Source organism: Paraburkholderia sp. MPAMCS5 (assembly GCF_036016995.1).
In the GTDB taxonomy this organism is placed as follows: Bacteria; Pseudomonadota; Gammaproteobacteria; order Burkholderiales; family Burkholderiaceae; genus Paraburkholderia.
Window position 1 is genome coordinate 271,107 of sequence record NZ_JAYXBK010000006.1, and the last position, 17,948, is coordinate 289,054.

Consider the following 17,948-nt stretch of genomic DNA (forward strand, 5'->3'; position numbering starts at 1 on the left):
GACGGCACCTGCGGTGCCGCCATCATCAATGGGACCGTTACTGCTTGTAGTCCGCCGGGGTCAGGGACGCAACGAGCGCATCGCTGTACGGCACGAGTCGACCATCTTTCCAGTGCACCCAAACGAAGTCCTTTGCTACCAGTGCTTCGTGATTTGTCTTGCTGAAAGGCTTGTTGTAGGTTTTAAGTAGACCTTGCACCGGTGCATTGAGGTTCTCGAGCGCAACACGGATTGCCGCGCCATCGGTACTGTTCGTCTGCTTGATTGCCTGAACCAGAATCATCACGGAGTCGTAGCCGTGCAGCGCAAACGAGAACGAACTCGGCGCCTTCAGCTGAGACCCGACGCGGGTGAACAACTTGTCCTGCGCCGGGGTCCGATTTTCACTGACGGTACGCAGAAAGAGCGGCTTCTCTGCCAACGTCTTTCCGGCTGCATCATAGAAAGTAATGTTGTCCGCCGCCCAGGAACTGAGCGTACGCGGGTAGTAGTTGATTTTCTCCATGCTCCGCATAACCTGAGCGATAGGCGTACCCTGCGCCCAGATGATGACCGTGTCGACACCCGCCTCCTTGAGTTTGTTCAACTGTGAAGTCATGTCGGTGTCGCTGACGCCAAATTGTTCGATGGCAGCGGGAGTGATTCCCTGCATCTCGGCGATGGACTTCATGTCTTTGAGAGCACCTTGACCGTAGCCTGTCGTCTCTGTCATGAAGCCAACCTTCTTCGCACTGCCCGTCTTCTTCACATACGCCATCAGCGCCGCGACTTGCTCACGGTCGACCATCGAGACACGGAACATGTAGTTATCCGCACCGGGGCTCATCGGCTTGGTGATGTCAGTCCCCGACGAGACATTGTCAATCACCGGCATCTTCTTCTGATTGACGATGTGCTTCCATGCCATTGCGTTTCCAGAGTTCGTCGGACCGAAGACGGCAACAACCTTTTCGTTGTCGATGAGGTCCGTCATGTTCTGGATGGACTTGGGCGGCTGTGATACATCGTCGCGCACGACGAGCGTCAGTTTTTTGCCGAGCAGTCCACCCGCCGCATTTACATCAGCTATTGCAGCTTGCATGCCAAGGACAGCGGCTTGTCCGCTCTGTGCCGAGGGCGATGCAGAAAGGTCGCCGTTGAAGCCAATCTTTATTTCCTGCGCCGACGCGGCGGGGACCGCCGCAGCAAAACTGAGCGAGGCTACGATTCCTGCGATGACGCGAATTGCTTTCATGATGTCTCCAACCTGTTGCTTCAGCATTCGATGGGCGTATTCATCCCATCGTCGTTTCAATCAATCAGAACTTGCTCACGATACCCAGACTGACCGCGACCAAGGAGCGGCTCGCCCCCGGGGTTGTCTGGAAGCTGTCACCGATGGCCGGTGTGGCATTAATAATTGCGCCAGTCCCCGGGTTACCCAGCGTCTGGCCCGACGCACGCTGGTATCCTTCAAGCGCGTATAAACCTGTACGCTTCGAAAGCGCGTAATACTGGGAGAGAACGACCTGGTGATACTTGGCTGCGTCCGAGATGTTGTTCGCCTTGGAGGCCCACGTGTAGCTGTAGCCAAGCGCCAAATCGAACGCAACGGCCGGCTTCCAATGAAGCACACTGCCTACCGTGTTCCAGACGGCCGTGTCGGTGAACTTGGAATTCACGCCCGGGACGTACTGCACGTTCGAATATGCAAACGAGATGTCCCAGTTCTGGCTGAAGACATAGCCGCCGTCGACAGCGAAGCGCTGTTGAGCCTGGGCTTGGCTGTAGCCATTTGTGATGGCCGACACGCCCTGCTGACCGGATGAGTTCACAGAAGATTCAGCGCCGTACGGGCCACCGCCAGGGGTTGAGTTATTGATGCGCCAGAAGCCCGCGGCAAGACCAAAATTTCCGCCCTTGTATTGAAGTCCCCCGCTCCACGTCGAGCCCTGGTTCAAGCTCCCAGGTACGCCGGCAGGAGCAAATTGGCCACTCGCCGTAATGCCGTAAAACGTCGGCGTCGTATAGGAAATCGCATTGTTCGAGCGATAGTAGGTATCCATGCCGTCGAGGTCACCGGGATGCGAACCGTACCCGGTCACATAGAACGCGGGAACCCACGGTGAAAGCATCACGTAATAAGCGCTATATTGACGGCCCACTGACAAGGCCCCATAGGCGGGGTTCGACAACTCGATACGCGCCTGCCTGCCAAACATCGCATTCGTGAACTGCTGTCCGCCATTTGCGAGATTGAATCCCGACTCCAGGACGAACAACGTCTGATAACCGTTACCGAGGTCCTCTGTGCCACGAAGCCCCCAACGGTCCCCGTTCCACACACCCGACTGCATGCGAACGTTGGACTTTCCCGGCGTCGTCGAGCCGAGAGTTGTTTGACTGTTTTGATAGGTGATAGACGTGTCGACAATGCCGTACAGAATCACGCTCGACTGAGCAAATGCAGGAAGAACAGCCAAACCAAGACTCGCACCTACTGCACATCGAACAACTCTCTTCTTCGCCATTAAAAGTCTCCTTAATAATTTTTTAGTCCGAGTCGTCAGCGGCGGCGTCTGATTGCCATCACTTGTCGCGGCCCGTCGTGGGCAACAGGGCCAATTCGGCTTTCTATATGTAGGACAACGAATCGGTGTAGCGATTTACTCTCACTGGATTCGAGAGGAATGCACCGTGTTACGCGCGGCGCGCATGATTGACCTATTTGCGGCGCTCGTTGTCTTGAGGGAGGGCTGCCTCCCCCGATAGCCCAGATACTACGCCACAAAATTAAACATGCGCCACTGCTTTTGCATAGGTGCAAATCCCTATCGGGCTGCTTCACATTCATCTCAAAAACCATCGGACGGCGAGAACCCACACACCATGCGGTTTCCAGCCGGAGCCATACGCTAAGTCGCAAGCAACGCATCAGCGCTATCGCAATATCGATGGCATGCGGTGTCTGGATGTGGGTAATTACACCTATGCAATTACATATGTTTACGTGAAACACTCACGCAGCGGCGTTGCTAACCGTAAATCTGTCAGACATCAAGGAGAAATCATGTCGTTCCCTCAATACGTCGCGCCACGTTTGCTCGAAGACCGCGTGGCTTTCGTAACCGGCGCAGGACAAGGCAATGGCCGTGCACTCGCGCTCGGCCTTGCCCAGGCCGGCGCCAAGGTTGTCGTTAGCGACATTGCTTTCGAACACGTCGGGGAAACCGCCGCGCTCATTGAGAAGGAAGGCGGGAAAGCGTGGCCGTTCGAGCTGGATGTCACCAACGCAGACGCTTGCTACACCCTTGCCGAAAAGGTCTCCAACGACATCGGCTGTGTCGACCTGCTTGTGAATAATGCGGGCATCATTATTCGTGAGAACTCGACAAGCCCGAATGCAGCCAAGGTCTGGAAGAAAGTGATGGACGTGAACGTTCAAGGGACGTTCAATGTCACGCACGCGTTTCTTGAGGCTATCAAGACGACCAAAGGCGTGATTATCAACGTTGCATCTATCGCCGCTTATGCTGGACAAGGCGCTAGCCTCGGCTATTCCCCGTCCAAAGGTGCAATCAAGATGTTCACGCAGTCTCTAGCGGCCGAACTCGCGCCTCACGGGGTACGCGTAAATGCATTGGCGCCCGGCGTCATTGAAACCCCTATGACGGCTGCAACACGCGAGAATCCGGCGCGTCTCGAGGCGTTTATGTCACGCATCCCTATGGGTCGGGTTGGCCAAACGGAGGACCTCGTCGGCCCGACAATATTCCTGGCCTCTGGAATGTCGCGCTACGTGACGGGGGTAACCCTCGCGGTAGATGGCGGATTTCTAGCTATCTAAGGTCTGTCTTGCAAAAGCCCGCCCAGCGGGCTTTTTTTGGCACAACAGCGTCTACGCCGGAGCAGTCAGAAGCGAGTCCTACGCTGTTCTCGCGGCGAAATCCGTTTGCAGATAGCACGTGCCGACGCCAGCACCAGAAGCTGCACATTTTCGAGAACCTCCCTCCAATCATCCTTTCCACCAGCTTGCTGGGCAGGCATGGACCAACCGGGTCTTCGATTCCCAAGGCGTTACGAGGACAGCTTTTCAGAGAGCTGAAGCAGTCCCCTCGCAACGGCTCCGGTATCAGAAGTATCCAGCGTGCTTGACGGGCCGAAAATGGTAACTGAAAGCACCATCTGCCCGCGGTCGAAAACAGGCGCGCTCAGGCTGTCGACGCCAGGGATTGGCACACCGAGCGTTCGTGACAGATGTGTGCGCCGCACATCTCCTGCGAAGTTCTCAATTACATCGACAAAGCATCCCGCCGAGAGCGCCTCAGCCTTCGCAACTTCACGAGCAAGCATCGGTTCTATCGTCTGCCTCGGAAGGAACGCGGCGAACAGTCGTCCTGTGCTGCTGTGGGCGATGGACATTACCGACCCCACATGCAAGCCGACATGCAGGTACATTTCGGGGCCGTGGTATCGAATGACGGTGGGGCCATGGTCTGTCCATATCGCTACAAACGCACCGTGATTATCGTCTTTAAGCAGTTCAATGGCCAACTCCACCGTCTTATGCAATGGGTGGAGCTGCGCTAAAGCTCGCAAGCCAAGCTTCAATGCAAGTGGCCCAGGCTCGAAGCTTTGGGTCGTTGAATCACGTCTAACCAGTCCTGTGCGAACCAGGCTGACCATGTATGTGAAGACCTGGTTCAAAGGTAAGGCGGTTGCAGCGCTCAGCCCCAGCATCGAAACAGGTTTTCCGGCGTCGGCCAGATGCTGCAAAAGCGTCCCTCCAACCTCCATCGCATGGATTCCGCGCTGCTCCCTGGTTCTTCTCGGAGCAAGTTGCTCGACGCATTCGGCAGTCTCCATATCTCCCCCTCGTTTGCGAGCATCGTCCCGGACCGGGTGATGCCGACCGGTCGGCACGTCGCTTTCTCGACAAGGTCCGACATGCGAAAAAACCGCGGCCGCTGGGCAACAGCAACCGCGGAAATGCACGCCCATCGGAATTCCTACGCTTCGTTAATGGGACACCACTGCAAATTTGGTGGCCTGAGCGTCCATCACAGTGTCTTCCTTCAGAACCTCTGTGGCAGATGCGATTGCTTTGCCTGCGATGTAGCCGAAAGTCAACGCCGGTCCCAGCGTAATGCCGGCGCCGGGGTAGTTGCCGCCCATGATGCTGCATGCGTCGTTACCAACCGCGAAGAGCCCGTGGATTGGCGAGCCGTCGGAGTTGAGCACGCGGCATGAAGAATCAGTCTTCAGGCCAGCGAATGTGCCGATGTCACCGATGCGAATTTTGAGAGCATAGAAAGGGCCTTTCTCGATAGGCGCGACACACGGGTTCGGCGAATGAAGAGCGTCACCCTGATAACGGTTATATGCTGTGCTTCCCTTCCCGAAGAGTGAGTCGCGACCTAGTCGCGCCTCGGCGTTATAGCCTCGCACCGTCTCTTTGAAGTTGAGCGCATTGACGCCAATCTTCTCGGCCAGCTCGTCTACGGTTGATGCTTTCGTCAGGTAGCCGACACGCAGATAGCGGCCAATGGGCATCGGGAACGGAGCAACACTACCCAGGCCGTATGTTCGGAGAGTCTTGTGGTCGCAGATGAGATGTGCGGAAATCTCCTCTCCCGCAGGCGTCGACCTCACCAGCGCTTGCACGAAGTCATGGTACGAGTTGCCTTCATTCGTGAACCGACGGCCGTCGCGCAGCACGGAGATGACGCCCGGCTTCGCGCGGTCGATAAAGTGCGGCATGATGCCAGTTGTTCCGTCCTTTCTAGTCAGCGTCGAAACCGGCACCCAAGCAGCCGCGTTCGGCAGCGTTGTCGTCACTTGACCGCCGACTGCTTCAGCCATGCGCAATCCGTCGCCCGTGTTACCGGTCGGAGAAGGCGAGAAATGCTCGGCGCCTGTCGGAGCGTGGGCGAAGAGTTGCTTGCGACGTTCGATGTCGTATGGAAAACCGCCGCTTGCCAGGATAACAGCACGGTTCGCGTTCACGCGTACTTTGGAACCGGCCCGGTCAAGGACCGCTCCGGTGATTCTGCCGTTGTCGTTGGTGAGGCTGAGCGCCTTGGTGTGCAGCCAAAGAGGAACGTTCAGGTCGAAGAGCGACTTCGCGAGACGACCGGCAAGCGCGTTGCCGTTCGTCAGCGTCATGCCGCGACCATGCTTCAAAACGTCTGCAAAGTGGCGCGACAGACGCTTGGTGACGTACCAGGCTGACTTGATTGACTTCGTCACCCGCATGAAGTGCACAATTTCCTTGCCCGAACCAAGCATCATTCCGAATACGGTGAGTTCGGGCAGAGCCGGAGCGAGGTCCTTAATTGCAGCGCCGAGCTCGCGGCCGTCGAACGGACGTGTGACCATGGAACGGCCACCTTGCGTACCGCCGGGCGCCTCGGCGTGATAGTCGGGAAACACGAGAGGCATGTCGAATCGCACAGCTGTCTTCGCCGTGAAGAAGTCCACAGCTTCCGGCCCATTCTTGATGAAGGCGTCGACGCGCTCGCCATCAAAGCTCGACCCCGCCTCGTGCTGGAGATACGTACGCGCGGCATCTTCTGCCTCGTAAATTCCTTGCACCTTTGCAAGCGCAGTATTCGGAATCCAGAGCCAACCGCCCGAACGAGCTGTTGAGCCGCCGAACTTCGGCTCTTTCTCGATAACGAGGACATTGAGCCCCTCAGAGGCGGCCGTGATTGCCGCGGACATTCCCGAGCATCCCGAACCAATAACAAGCACGTCACAGCTGTATTCGCTTTCCTGCTTCATCACGCATCTCCGATAGCGAGGACGCGTCACCTCAGGTGCGTCCTCATAATCCATTCCCGTCTTCTGGGCCATGGTTAAATCATACGCCGTAATTACATATACGCGTATATCTTTGCGTACGTACAATCCCTATGCCGGATTCCATCGTCTCGGATGTAAATTGAGGACTCCATGGGAAAGGCTTGTGCCCTTCTGCTTGGATGCGGTTGGCGGCCTTGTGTGCAGGCGCGGCGCTCGCCACCTTTGTCATCGAATTTCCGGCTACGCGGCGGTCTGTCGCCGGTACCGTTTGCTTCACCTACTCTGGAGACGACATGATTAAACGTATGACTTTGCTGGCGCGCAAAGAAGGCACTTCGGTAAGCGACTTTCGTGCGTACTGGTCTGGCTGCCATGCTCAACTCGCTTTGTGCATGGATGGCATTGCGAAATACACGCAAAACAGGGTCGATAAAACTCTCTGGAAGTCCGGAGGTGGTTCGGGATGTTTTGATGTCGATGGCATCGTCGAGCTCTGCTTCGAAAGCGATGAGCTCATGTCGGAAGCGCAACCTTCCGCGGTCGGGAGTCGATACATTCCTGAAGATGAGCCAAACTTCCTGCGTGGATGGACGCTCTGCGTAGTCGACCACGAGGATGGAGCCAAAGAGCACACAGGCGTGAAGGTCATCCTCGTCGCTGCCCTGAAGGCAGGTGTCTCACGAATCGAGTTCGAGAAGGTGATGGTCGAATCCGACGAGAAACAACCGACGCCTGCGACAACATCGCTCAATTGGACGACCAGAAGCGCGAAGCGTGAACGCCTATGGGCAGAGCCGGTTGTGCCCACCGTGCTTGCCGCGCTGTGGTTCAAGAATCTTGCGGAAGTGCATGACGCGTTTCGAGTTGAGAGCAGCCTTGTGCAAAGGATTGACGGCTTAGCCGACCGTGCGGCTGCGTACCTCATCAACCCGCTCGTGGTCAGGTAATCCATTTCAGACCGGTAGCCGGTTTGGTGGGCGCGTCGCCCCCTCTTTCTACGGAAACCATAGCGCACTGCGATTCGGAAATTGCTACGAAACCGCACCGTCAGCCCGTACCAAAAAACAAAACGGGCGCTGAAGCTCCGAGCGCCCGGTGCATCTCATTTTCGGCTCTCAGCTCACGCTTTATGCAGATTCCTCGCCCGTTCGGACCGTAACGCAAAAAACATCGCTGTGCAGGCAAGAAGCAGCATGAATGCAATGAAATAGAACGCGTTGTTCATGCTTCCAGTGTAGGTCTTGATAAGACCGATTAGATACGGGGTGATGGTTCCGCTGGTGACCCCGATAGTGCTGACCAGCGCGATGCTCGCAGGAGCGCTGGAACCGCGAAAGAAGCTAGCGGGCACAGACCAGAAGATGGGATGAGCCGCGTAAATAAATACGGCCGCGGCAGTCAACAGCGCCATGGATAGTGCGAAGCCCAGGCCATGCGAAGTCAGCAGCGCCAGCGCTGCAGCGGCGCCAGCGCCACAGACGATGAAATGCCATTTGCGTTCGTTGCGTCGGTCGGAACGACGAGCAATCAAAATAACGCCCACAGCGCCGATTGCATTCGGGATTGCCGAGTACAGACTAATCTGAACGATGTCGGTAATTCCGAATTCGCGAATCATCGTCGGCATCCAGAACAGCAACAGGAGGATGCCCGAGGTCAGGCAGAAGTACACAAACGCGAACACATAGACGTACGGGTTACCTACCGCCGCAAGCAGGGAATGGCTATGCTCAGCGGGCTTCCCGTCGTTCGCCAGCACGTCTTCCAGTCGTCGCTTCTCACCTGCGCTAAGCCACGGTGCAGCGGACGGCCTGTCCTTCAAGAAGAAGAATGCGATGACACCGAGCAGGATTGCCGGAGCACCCTCGATGGCCAGCATCCACTGCCAGCCGTGGACTCCATGGACTCCATTCATGCCGCGCATAATCCAGCCAGAGACCAGACCGCCAAGCACACCGGCCACGGCGACACCAGCATAAAAGACGGATAGCGCTCCTGCGCGACGGCGTGCCGGGAACCAGTACGTCAGATATAAAACGATGCCTGGGAAGAAGCCGGCCTCGAATACACCGAGAAGAAAGCGTAAGACGTAAAACTGCGTGCTGTTCGATACCGCGACCATCGCCACCGAACACGCGCCCCACAAAACCATGATTCGCGCGAAGGTCTTCCTCGCTCCAAACTTATGCAAGAGTAGGTTGCTGGGCACTTCGAAGAGGACGTACCCGACAAAAAAGAACACTGCGCCCAAACTGTACGCGGCGTCGGTAAAGGAAAGGTCGTGCTTCATCTGCAACTGGGCGAACCCGATGTTGTTCCGGTCCAGGATTGCAATTACGTAACAGAAGAAGAGAAACGGAATGATTCGCAGCGTCACCTTGCGAAACAGACTGTCATCCGAGGTGCCGACAGATGGGGGATTTGTCGGTGCAGGGACCGTGCCGACTGAACTTCGCGTTGTCATCAGTAACTCCAGTGCAGTTATTTTCAGTTGTGGTCCGCCGTCAATCGAAGTACCTACGCCACCTCACTGACCGCCAACCCACTCAGAAGGCAACCGCACCATGGCAGGTCTACGCTTCTTGATTACATATTAACGCGTCACTTCGCACATGTATAATTCTCGTTTGTACCTATCTGAGTCTGTCTGGACCGCAAATGGCGTTGAAATGCTGGTAAACACCAGGCATGTCCGCGACTGGTTCGTTGAATAAGTCCAAGAACTATCGGAATTCGGGATATGCGTCGCCACTTGCTGCGACCAGCAAGTTCGAACTGGCCGGCTTGCCCCGAATTCGCTTTGCCTGGCGTCCCGCAGCGCCACCAAACATGTTTTGTTGTACGCGTATTTGATTGCATATATATAATAAACCACAGGTACGCTGCTACGGACAGCGATTGCATCGTTAGGGAGACCAGTTTGTCCGCGAGAATTCTGTGGCTTCTGAGCGCCTGCTGCTTTGCCAGCATGGCGTCAATGCGGGTCTGCGATTCGCTGCTACCGTCGTTGCAGGCAGAGTTTGGTGTGAAGATGGGGCGCGCCGCCCTGGCAATTTCCGGGTTCGCCCTCGCATACGGCCTTACCCAACTCGTCTTCGGGCCCTTGGGAGACAGGTTCGGAAAAGTTCGCGTAATCGCTCTGACCACGCTGGCCTGCACGGTAGGAAACCTCGGCGCAGCATTGTCAGTTCATATGGGCCAATTGGTCGCGGCCCGTGTGTTGTCCGGCGCTGCGGCCGCGGGAATAGTGCCTTTAACTATGGCGTGGATTGGCGACACAGTGCCTTATGAACGGCGTCAGGAAATCCTTGCACGGCTGCTCGGTGCGACGGTTTTCGGAATGATTGCCGGTCAGTGGCTAGGGGCATTGCTCGCCGACGCGGCTGCCTGGCGAATCTCGTTTGCCTCGCTGGCCCTGATTTATCTGGTTGCGGGGCTCTTCGTCTTGCGAGAAGTCAATTCGTCGGACATGACGGGCAAGTCGACGCCCGGCCGTTTCGCGTACCGTGCGCTTGAGGTGTTGGCAATTCCTTGGGCTCGAACAGTGCTCCTCGTCACCTTCATCGAAGGCTCGCTCGCGTTCAGCGCGCTATCGTTCATCCCGACCTATCTGCACGGGACATTAGAACTTCCGATGTCGAGGGCGGGCGCGATTGTGGCACTTTATGGAGTAGGCGGTCTAACGTACAGCCGATGCGCGCGCCTCCTGGTCCGTCGCTTGGGAGAGGCCAATCTGGCGAGGCTTGGCGGGGCCTGTCTCGCAGTGTCATACGGCGGACTCGCGCTTCTCAACACCTGGTGGCTCGCGGTGCCCGCGTGCTTCATGGCTGGATTTGGCTTCTACGCGTTGCACAACACGCTGCAGACCCATGCCACGCAGATGGCGCCGAGCGTGCGCGGAACCGCCGTGTCACTCTTTTCGTGTTTTCTTTTCTTTGGGCAATCACTGGGGGTCGCTTGCGCCGCATGGTTCATCGACAGATTTTCAGCGCCGCCCGTTTTTATAGGCTGTGCCATCGGCCTTATTCTGGTCGCGGTCGTGTTTTCGTCGCTGGTTTCTCGCCAAACCGCACAGTTGGCGAGGACCTAACAGAATGCCCGCGGAGCAAATGCCCGTGGCGGCCGCCAGCTGGCAAAGAAAGCGCACGGCGAATCAGATGGAACCTGCGTGCCTAGACGGCCGGTACAGTCGGCGCGCAATTCTGTTCGGTCAACAGCTTGGTGGTCGCGAGAAGACTGGTAACCAGCGGGCCTTTCCAGGAAACGTCGAAGTTCGCGGCAACGCCGAAGAGCGTCAAAACAAGAACAATCTCTCCGCTGTTGTCAAAAACCGGTGCGCTAATGCTGTTAATACCCGGAATCGGCATGCCCTCTCCTCGCGCGACTCCCCGCTTTCGAATATCCGCCAGAATGGCGTCAAACTGCGTGACGGACAGGCGCTCGCCATCAGGCGTTTGCGACCCAAAGTCCGCCCCAACCAGTTGGTCGAGCGTGGAACTCTGCTTGTATGCCGCAAACACGCGGCCTGTCGTCGAATGCGTGAGCGACATCACTGTGCCGACGTGAACACCTGCATGCAGCGAGGCGGCCGGCTCAATGCTTTGCAGAACGGTTGGACCACGGTCTCCCCACGCGGCGAGAAGCACACTTTGCTCGACGCGCGTCGCAAGGTCGGTGGAAGGCTGCATTGCATTACGGACTGCGGGCACCATGCGAAGCGCATGCAACCCCATGCGGAGAGACAAAGGCCCTGGCTCGAAACGCGAGGTGACGGGGTCCCGTTTGACGAGGCCGGTACGAAGCAGGCTCACCATATAGGTGAACACCTGATTCGTGGGAATGCCGCTGCGCGCGCTGAGCTCCGCAAGTGTCACTGGTTCGCCAGCGTCCGCGAGATACTGAAGGAAGCGGCCACCCACTTCCATGCTCTGAATGCCGCGTTGCTCCTTCCGGGCGCTTGAATCGAGGCTTTCCGGATTTTCTTTTGCCCGCTGCTTCGTTACCATGCAATCCTCTGTGCACGAACACATTATGTTTCGCCGATTTTACCGGCTTCCTGGTCACCGTAAGGCACTTGGATTCTGAATCCGACAAGATACGCAAATGGACACCGAAAGCACCGAAAAAGCCCAGCGGGGAATCCAATCAGTTGAAGTGGGCAGCGAAATTCTGCTGGCACTCACGCAATCTGACTCGCCCATGCCGCTCAAAGAGATTTCGCGGGTCACCGGGATGTCTCCCGCCAAGCTTTTTCCGTATCTGGTGAGCCTCATCAAGCTTCAACTGGTACAGCGAATGGAGCCGTCAGGTGATTATGCCCCAGGTCCCCTCGCGCTGCGGCTTGGCCTGTATGGGCTGCAACGATTGAATCCTCTGCGCGAAGCCGAGGCGGACGTAGTGGCGCTAGCATCGAAAACCGGACAAAGCGTTTTTTTGACGACTTGGGGGCCAAACGGACCGGTCGTCGTCAGGCAGGAAGACCCTTCATATCCGCTGCATCTCACTTTGCGAGTCGGCACGGTCATGTCGCTCGTCAACACGGCAACGGGACGACTTTTCGGCGCGTATATGCCAGAGTCCTTGGTGCAGAAGGCTCTCGCAGACGAGAGCATACGGCTCAGCGGTGCAACCGCACTGAAGACAACGGAAAAGCAGGACCTGTTCAAGGAGTATCGGAAGATTCGCGAGGAAGGCATGACGCGAACTTCGGGCCATCCTTTGCCGGGCGTCAATGCTATCGCGGCGCCTGTATTCCTGTTCACCGGGTCCATAGCGCTGGCCATCACGCTGGTTGGGCCCGCGGGTACGTTCGATACAAGTTGGGATGGGGAACTTGCGCTGACCCTGCGCCAGACCACACTGGACCTTTCCTACCGACTAGGCTACTCGGCCATCCCGGGCGACGAGGCCTAGTTCATCGCGATGCGACAGCAACGCCCGAGAAATGCGAAGACAATTCGCGGCTGCCTCGGGCGTCGCCTGTCAGCGACTTGAGACCTTCCCAACGCACGCCGGCGGCGCTCCCGCAAGCCCCCTTCAAATCCCTGCATCGCTTTGATGTCAATTGCGCAGGCGAGCCCGAAAAACCAGGGCTCACTTGTGCGACCACCTCTCTCAAACCCTTCGAAACATAGAAGCCCTGACGTCGAGCACATATCAGTGCGGCACGTCGGCCCACTCGGCCGCCAAGAACAATCAACACGCGTGTCGACCTCACGGTAGTTCGCCGCAACGCCCTCCGAGAAGTGCCGAAGACATCCACGGACGCAAGTGTGCCGTCCGACAGTCGCACGAAATGAATCCATGCTTGCGTCTTGGCGTCGCGACGGTTCATCCCCGCTTTCCGCCGCTCGTCTACAGCCAGCGCCCCCATATACCAACATGCTTCGGATGTCTGTGATTGCAGAGGGCAAGCAGGACTGGTAGCCCAGGTTTTGTGGACAGTTTAAGGCGTACGGGAAATTATCTATATGCGATTTCATTCGCTTATGTATAATTCTCTCAATGCCGGGGTTGCTGGCCAAAACCCACCCTGTCCCCTTCAATCAATTTTGTAGAGGTCTTCTGCCATGGCGACAGAAAAGAAGTTTGCTTCCCACGCGGACGTTGAAGAAAAGAAAGTCACGTTCGAACAGCTTTCCGAACATGCGTACGCATATACCGCCGAAGGCGACCCCAATACCGGCATCATCATCGGGGACGACGCCGTGCTCGTAGCGGACACTCAGGCGACGCCGGTGATGGCTCAGGACGTGATTCGCCGCATTCGCGACGTCACGGACAAACCTATCAAGTACGTCCTGCTGACCCACTATCACGCGGTCCGCGTACTTGGAGCATCGGCGTATAACGCTGAGCAAATCATCGCCAGTCAGGACACCTACGACCTGATTGTCGAGCGCGGCGAGCAGGACATGAAGAGCGAAATTGAGCGCTTCCCGCGCCTCTTTAATGCGGTTGAATCGGTGCCCGGCCTGACGTGGCCCACGCTTACCTTCCAGAAAAAGATGACGCTCTGGATGGGCAAGCTCGAAGTGCAAATTCTGCAGCTTGGTCGCGGACACACGAAGGGCGATACCGTAGTCTGGTTGCCGCAGGAAAAGACGCTTCTTTCCGGTGACCTGGTCGAGTACGGCGCAACGCCATATGCCGGCGACGCGTATTTCCAGGATTGGCCAGCCACCCTTGACGCAATCGCTGCGCTGAAGCCTGAAAAGCTTGTCCCCGGCCGTGGCGCTGCTCTCAAGACGCCGCAGGAAGTTGCCGACGGTCTGGCTGGAACCCGCGCTTTCGTCAGCGAGCTCTACAGCAAGGTCAAGTCTGGTGCCAGCGAAGGCAAAGACCTGAACGCCATTTACAAAGAAACTTACGCCACGCTGAAGCCGAAGTTCGGCGACTGGGTCATCTTCGACCACTGCATGCCGTTCGACGTCACACGGGCACACGACGAAGCAACGCAGTACCCGGACCCGCGTATCTGGACTGCTCAGCGCGACAAGGAAATGTGGGAGACCCTCGAGGGTTGATTAGCCCCACGCGCCAGCCTGCGAGCATCAGAAGCACGCAGGCTGCAACGACAAGTCCAATCTGGAGATATTAAAGTGCAACAGCCGACGCGAGACACATCAAGCCGCCGTGAACCTGTTCAGGGCGGCACGTTCTGCAACACTGCATTGGAACGCGCAGCGTCCGCGTCTGCGTTCTCTGCTCATCCGGATGGCTATCAGTCGGGGTTTGCCAGTGAGTTCGCCACCGAGGCGCTCCCTGGCGCGCTTCCCGTTGGCCGGAATTCACCGCAGCGTGCTCCCTACGGCCTGTACGCAGAACAACTCTCAGGCACGGCCTTCACTGCCCCTCGCTCCCACAACCGACGTTCATGGCTGTATCGCGTGCGACCGGCAGCGGTTCACATGCCATTCACGCCGCTGGAGAGCAGCAGACTGGTCAGCGACTTTTCGCGTGTACCACCGACTCCTCCCAATCAGTTGCGCTGGGACCCGCTTCCGATGCCAGAAGCGCCGACAGATTTGATTGACGGTCTGGTCACGATGGCGGGTAACGGGTCGGCGGATGCGATGTCGGGATGTGCTATCCACATGTACGCAACGAACCGCTCCATGATGGACCGATTCTTCTACAGCGCTGACGGAGAACTGCTGATTGTTCCGCAAGAAGGTCGCCTCAGCATTGCGACAGAACTCGGCCTTCTCGACATCGAACCTCAAGAAATTGCCGTGATTCCGCGTGGCGTACGGTTTCGCGTCGAGCTACCGGATGGCAAAGCGCGCGGATACATCTGCGAAAACTTTGGGGCGCTGCTACGCCTACCTGACCTCGGACCTATCGGCTCGAACGGTCTTGCCAATCCGCGCGACTTCCTGACACCTCAAGCGGCGTATGAAGTTCGTGAAGGCAATTTTGAACTCGTGGCAAAACTTAACGGCCATTTCTGGCGTGCAGATATAGGCCACTCCCCCTTGGATGTGGTCGCCTGGCATGGCAACTACGCGCCGTACAAATACGACCTTCGACGTTTCAACACCATTGGCTCGATAAGCTTCGACCATCCGGACCCGTCAATCTTTCTGGTGCTGCACTCACCGAGTGATACGCCCGGCGTTGACACTATCGATTTCGTCATCTTCCCGCCTCGGTGGCTTGCTGCTGAAGACACCTTCCGCCCGCCCTGGTTCCATCGGAATTTCGCTAGCGAGTTCATGGGGCTGATTCATGGCGAGTACGATGCCAAAGCCGAAGGCTTTGTGCCAGGTGGCGCCAGCCTCCATAACTGTATGTCGGGTCATGGTCCCGACGCTGGCACGTTTGAAAAGGCATCGGTGTCTGACACGACGCAGCCAACGAAGGTCGATTCGACCATGGCTTTCATGTTTGAGACGCGCAATCTCATCAAGCCGACTCAGTTCGCTCTGGAAACCTCGCAGATGCAGGCACAGTATTTTGAATGCTGGCAGGGCCTTGGAAACAACTTTAACCCGGACGTTAAGTGATGCCTGCCAACACAGAAGATACCCTGATGCTGCGTCGAACAATTAGCTCAGACCTCAAAAGCTGGGTCGAGTCGGCGAATTTCGCCAGCACAGACTTCCCCATTCAGAACCTGCCCTTCGGAGTGTTCTCGGATGGCAAGTCAAGCGCAGGCCGAGTCGGCGTTGCAATTGGAGACCTGATTCTCGACCTGTCGGTCATCGAGGCCGCAGGACTGATTGCCGTGCCATACGTTGTCACCGATGACGCCGGTCAGCCCAAGAGCGTTTTTCGTCAGGCGCGCCTCAATGATTTCGTCGCCTTAGGAAAGGCAGTTTGGACCAGCACCCGAATTCAGCTATCCGCACTATTGTCCCAAGACACATCGACACTGCGGGATAATCCTGAATTGCGCGAGCGGGCTTTCGTGCGCCAGCGCGACGCGACTATGCATCTCCCTTTCGACATACCTGGTTACACCGATTTCTACTCATCCCGCGAACATGCGACGAATGTCGGCGCGATGTTCCGCGACCCGAAAAACGCGTTGATGCCGAATTGGCTCGAGATTCCTATCGGGTATAACGGGCGAGCGTCTTCTGTGGTCGTCAGTGGTACGCCCATTCGTCGACCGAACGGCCAACGCAAGGAGCCGAACGCTGAACGTCCCACTTTTGGACCTTGTCGTAAGCTCGACATTGAACTGGAAACGGGCTTTTTCGTGGGCGTGGGCAACGGGCTCGGCTCAACTATCAGTGCAACCGACGCCGACGGTCATATCTTCGGTATGGTCCTTCTCAACGACTGGAGCGCGCGCGACATCCAGCAGTGGGAGTACCAACCGCTTGGACCGTTCAATTCGAAAGGATTCGCGACAACCATTTCTCCGTGGGTGGTCACCATGGAAGCACTCGAACCGTTCCGCGTTGACCAACCCCCGCAAGAGCCGAAGCCTCTGTCTTACCTCCGCGGAGCTACGCGCGCTGGAGTCGACCTCCATCTTGAGGTCCAGCTGAAGCCGAAGTCCGCTACGTCGCCAACGACTATCGCCAAGACCAATTTCAAGTATATGTATTGGTCGATGGCGCAGCAGCTGGTGCACCACACTTCCGCAGGCTGCAACACTCGTGTCGGTGACCTGCTTGGTTCTGGGACTATCAGCGGGCCAAAATCTGAATCGACCGATGACAAAATCGGGACATTCGGAAGTTTGCTCGAGCTGACTTGGAACGGGCAATCACCGCTTAAGCTAGATAACGGTGAAACACGTGGCTTCATCGAGGATGGCGACGAACTGACTCTGGTTGGCTGGTGCCAAGGCGACGGCTATCGGGTCGGGTTCGGTTCATGTGTCGGCGCCATTTTGCCCGCGCTTGAGGTCCCAAGCTCGGAGGATAGCGAATGAAGCTGTATAGCTACTTTCGCAGCTCGGCATCTTATCGAGTTCGTATTGCGCTTGCTTTAAAGGAGCTACAGTTTCAGTATGAAGCTGTCCATCTTTTGAAAGATGGCGGTCAACAGCTCGCGCCGAAATACCGCCTGGTGAACCCCGACGGTATCGTCCCTGCTCTTGAGGACGGACCCGAAGTTCTAACGCAGTCTCTGGCAATAATTGAATATCTTGAAGAAGTACATCCCGAACCTCCGCTCCTTCCCAGGACCCCTGCGGACCGTGCTTATGTACGCTCGGTTGCCCTACAGGTCGCATGCGAAATCCACCCGCTCGATAACCTGCGCGTCCTTAAATACCTGAAGAATAACTTCGGTATATCGGACGAGCAGAAGTCACAGTGGTACAGGCATTGGATTGACGTCGGCTTCGGTTCTTTGGAGGCTCGCCTCACGGCAGAAAAGCGCGTTGGAGACTTCGCGTTCGGCGACACGCCGACAGTCGCCGACATTTGTTTGGTTCCACAAATTTGGAATGCACGTCGATTCGACATACCCTTGGATTCCTATCCGACGCTGAATCGCCTGGCCAACAATGCGATGGCTTTAAACGCGTTCAAACATGCGGAACCCTCAAACCAACCGGATGCGGAAGGTTGAACTGGTGTCGCAACGTTTTTTGCGGGTGCCGGGTCAACCCATAGCCCACCAATCAGGCAAAATTCGGTTGTGGGCGTGTGGGCCGCGGTCTTCCCAGACGCAGACCACACGTACTAGATGATTCAACAACA

At 57.0% G+C, this 17,948-nt stretch carries 14 protein-coding genes; 8 read left to right on the forward strand and 6 right to left on the reverse strand.

Annotated features, from left to right (window positions below; all coding sequences use genetic code 11):
• Positions 1-37: 37 nt before the first annotated feature.
• Positions 38-1,234 carry an ABC transporter substrate-binding protein gene (locus tag VOM14_RS16350; RefSeq protein ID WP_327629758.1) on the reverse strand — a complete coding sequence of 399 codons (1,197 nt, stop codon included), beginning with the start codon at positions 1,232-1,234 and terminating at the stop codon, positions 38-40.
• A gap of 64 nt (positions 1,235-1,298) precedes the next feature.
• Positions 1,299-2,510, reverse strand: coding sequence for a porin (locus tag VOM14_RS16355; RefSeq protein WP_327629759.1), 1,212 nt, complete (start codon positions 2,508-2,510; stop codon positions 1,299-1,301).
• A 539-nt stretch (positions 2,511-3,049) separates the two neighbouring features.
• Between VOM14_RS16355 and VOM14_RS16360 the strand changes: the two genes are divergently transcribed.
• Positions 3,050-3,826: an SDR family NAD(P)-dependent oxidoreductase gene (locus VOM14_RS16360; RefSeq protein WP_327629760.1), complete on the forward strand. Its 777-nt coding sequence runs from the start codon at positions 3,050-3,052 to the stop codon at positions 3,824-3,826.
• Between the two features lie 230 nt (positions 3,827-4,056).
• Here VOM14_RS16360 and VOM14_RS16365 read toward each other — a convergent pair whose 3' ends face one another.
• A complete protein-coding gene (locus VOM14_RS16365) occupies positions 4,057-4,845 on the reverse strand; it encodes an IclR family transcriptional regulator (protein ID WP_327629761.1) in 789 nt (262 codons plus the stop codon).
• Positions 4,846-4,998: 153 nt separating this feature from the next.
• Complete coding sequence (locus tag VOM14_RS16370; protein ID WP_327629762.1) at positions 4,999-6,762, reverse strand: FAD-dependent oxidoreductase; 1,764 nt, start codon at positions 6,760-6,762, stop codon at positions 4,999-5,001.
• A gap of 314 nt (positions 6,763-7,076) precedes the next feature.
• Between VOM14_RS16370 and VOM14_RS16375 the strand changes: the two genes are divergently transcribed.
• The gene (locus VOM14_RS16375; protein ID WP_327629763.1) at positions 7,077-7,730 is read left to right on the forward strand and encodes an EthD domain-containing protein; all 654 of its coding nucleotides are present in this window, start codon (positions 7,077-7,079) and stop codon (positions 7,728-7,730) included.
• Positions 7,731-7,903: 173 nt separating this feature from the next.
• On the opposite strand, the gene VOM14_RS16380 is transcribed toward VOM14_RS16375, so the two are convergent.
• Positions 7,904-9,247, reverse strand: a complete 1,344-nt coding sequence (locus VOM14_RS16380; RefSeq protein WP_327629764.1) for an MFS transporter — start codon at positions 9,245-9,247, stop codon at positions 7,904-7,906.
• Positions 9,248-9,703: 456 nt separating this feature from the next.
• On the opposite strand from VOM14_RS16380, the gene VOM14_RS16385 reads away from it, so the two are divergent.
• Entirely contained in the window at positions 9,704-10,873 is a 1,170-nt protein-coding gene (locus VOM14_RS16385; protein WP_327629765.1) for an MFS transporter, read from the forward strand.
• Between the two features lie 82 nt (positions 10,874-10,955).
• Here VOM14_RS16385 and VOM14_RS16390 read toward each other — a convergent pair whose 3' ends face one another.
• Positions 10,956-11,789 (reverse strand): IclR family transcriptional regulator, encoded by an 834-nt coding sequence (locus VOM14_RS16390; protein ID WP_327629766.1) that lies wholly within the window; start codon positions 11,787-11,789, stop codon positions 10,956-10,958.
• Positions 11,790-11,886: 97 nt separating this feature from the next.
• On the opposite strand from VOM14_RS16390, the gene VOM14_RS16395 reads away from it, so the two are divergent.
• The 5 genes from VOM14_RS16395 to maiA all read left to right on the forward strand — a co-directional run bounded on the left by VOM14_RS16395 (position 11,887) and on the right by maiA (position 17,817).
• Positions 11,887-12,696, forward strand: a complete 810-nt coding sequence (locus VOM14_RS16395) for an IclR family transcriptional regulator (protein WP_327629767.1) — start codon at positions 11,887-11,889, stop codon at positions 12,694-12,696.
• 656 nt (positions 12,697-13,352) lie between these two features.
• Complete coding sequence (locus tag VOM14_RS16400) at positions 13,353-14,309, forward strand: MBL fold metallo-hydrolase (protein WP_327629768.1); 957 nt, start codon at positions 13,353-13,355, stop codon at positions 14,307-14,309.
• Positions 14,310-14,456: 147 nt separating this feature from the next.
• Positions 14,457-15,791 (forward strand): homogentisate 1,2-dioxygenase, encoded by a 1,335-nt coding sequence (gene hmgA / locus VOM14_RS16405; protein WP_327629943.1) that lies wholly within the window; start codon positions 14,457-14,459, stop codon positions 15,789-15,791.
• Positions 15,791-17,173: a fumarylacetoacetase gene (gene fahA / locus VOM14_RS16410; RefSeq protein WP_327629769.1), complete on the forward strand. Its 1,383-nt coding sequence runs from the start codon at positions 15,791-15,793 to the stop codon at positions 17,171-17,173. The genes hmgA and fahA overlap by 1 nt, the downstream gene beginning before the upstream one ends.
• Entirely contained in the window at positions 17,170-17,817 is a 648-nt protein-coding gene (gene maiA / locus VOM14_RS16415; protein ID WP_327629770.1) for a maleylacetoacetate isomerase, read from the forward strand. The genes fahA and maiA overlap by 4 nt, the downstream gene beginning before the upstream one ends.
• The last annotated feature ends 131 nt before the right edge of the window (positions 17,818-17,948 follow it).

Bases quoted from the DNA above. Each gene is read 5' to 3' on its own strand.
- VOM14_RS16375 (WP_327629763.1), top strand. From the start codon at position 7,077: ATGATTAAACGTATGACTTTGCTGGCGCGCAAAGAAGGCACTTCGGTA.
- VOM14_RS16365 (WP_327629761.1), bottom strand. From the start codon at position 4,845: ATGGAGACTGCCGAATGCGTCGAGCAACTTGCTCCGAGAAGAACCAGG.
- VOM14_RS16395 (WP_327629767.1), top strand. From the start codon at position 11,887: ATGGACACCGAAAGCACCGAAAAAGCCCAGCGGGGAATCCAATCAGTT.
- VOM14_RS16355 (WP_327629759.1), bottom strand. From the start codon at position 2,510: ATGGCGAAGAAGAGAGTTGTTCGATGTGCAGTAGGTGCGAGTCTTGGT.
- VOM14_RS16400 (WP_327629768.1), top strand. From the start codon at position 13,353: ATGGCGACAGAAAAGAAGTTTGCTTCCCACGCGGACGTTGAAGAAAAG.
- VOM14_RS16350 (WP_327629758.1), bottom strand. From the start codon at position 1,234: ATGAAAGCAATTCGCGTCATCGCAGGAATCGTAGCCTCGCTCAGTTTT.
- VOM14_RS16360 (WP_327629760.1), top strand. From the start codon at position 3,050: ATGTCGTTCCCTCAATACGTCGCGCCACGTTTGCTCGAAGACCGCGTG.
- VOM14_RS16380 (WP_327629764.1), bottom strand. From the start codon at position 9,247: ATGACAACGCGAAGTTCAGTCGGCACGGTCCCTGCACCGACAAATCCC.
- maiA (WP_327629770.1), top strand. From the start codon at position 17,170: ATGAAGCTGTATAGCTACTTTCGCAGCTCGGCATCTTATCGAGTTCGT.
- fahA (WP_327629769.1), top strand. From the start codon at position 15,791: ATGCCTGCCAACACAGAAGATACCCTGATGCTGCGTCGAACAATTAGC.
- VOM14_RS16390 (WP_327629766.1), bottom strand. From the start codon at position 11,789: ATGGTAACGAAGCAGCGGGCAAAAGAAAATCCGGAAAGCCTCGATTCA.
- VOM14_RS16370 (WP_327629762.1), bottom strand. From the start codon at position 6,762: ATGAAGCAGGAAAGCGAATACAGCTGTGACGTGCTTGTTATTGGTTCG.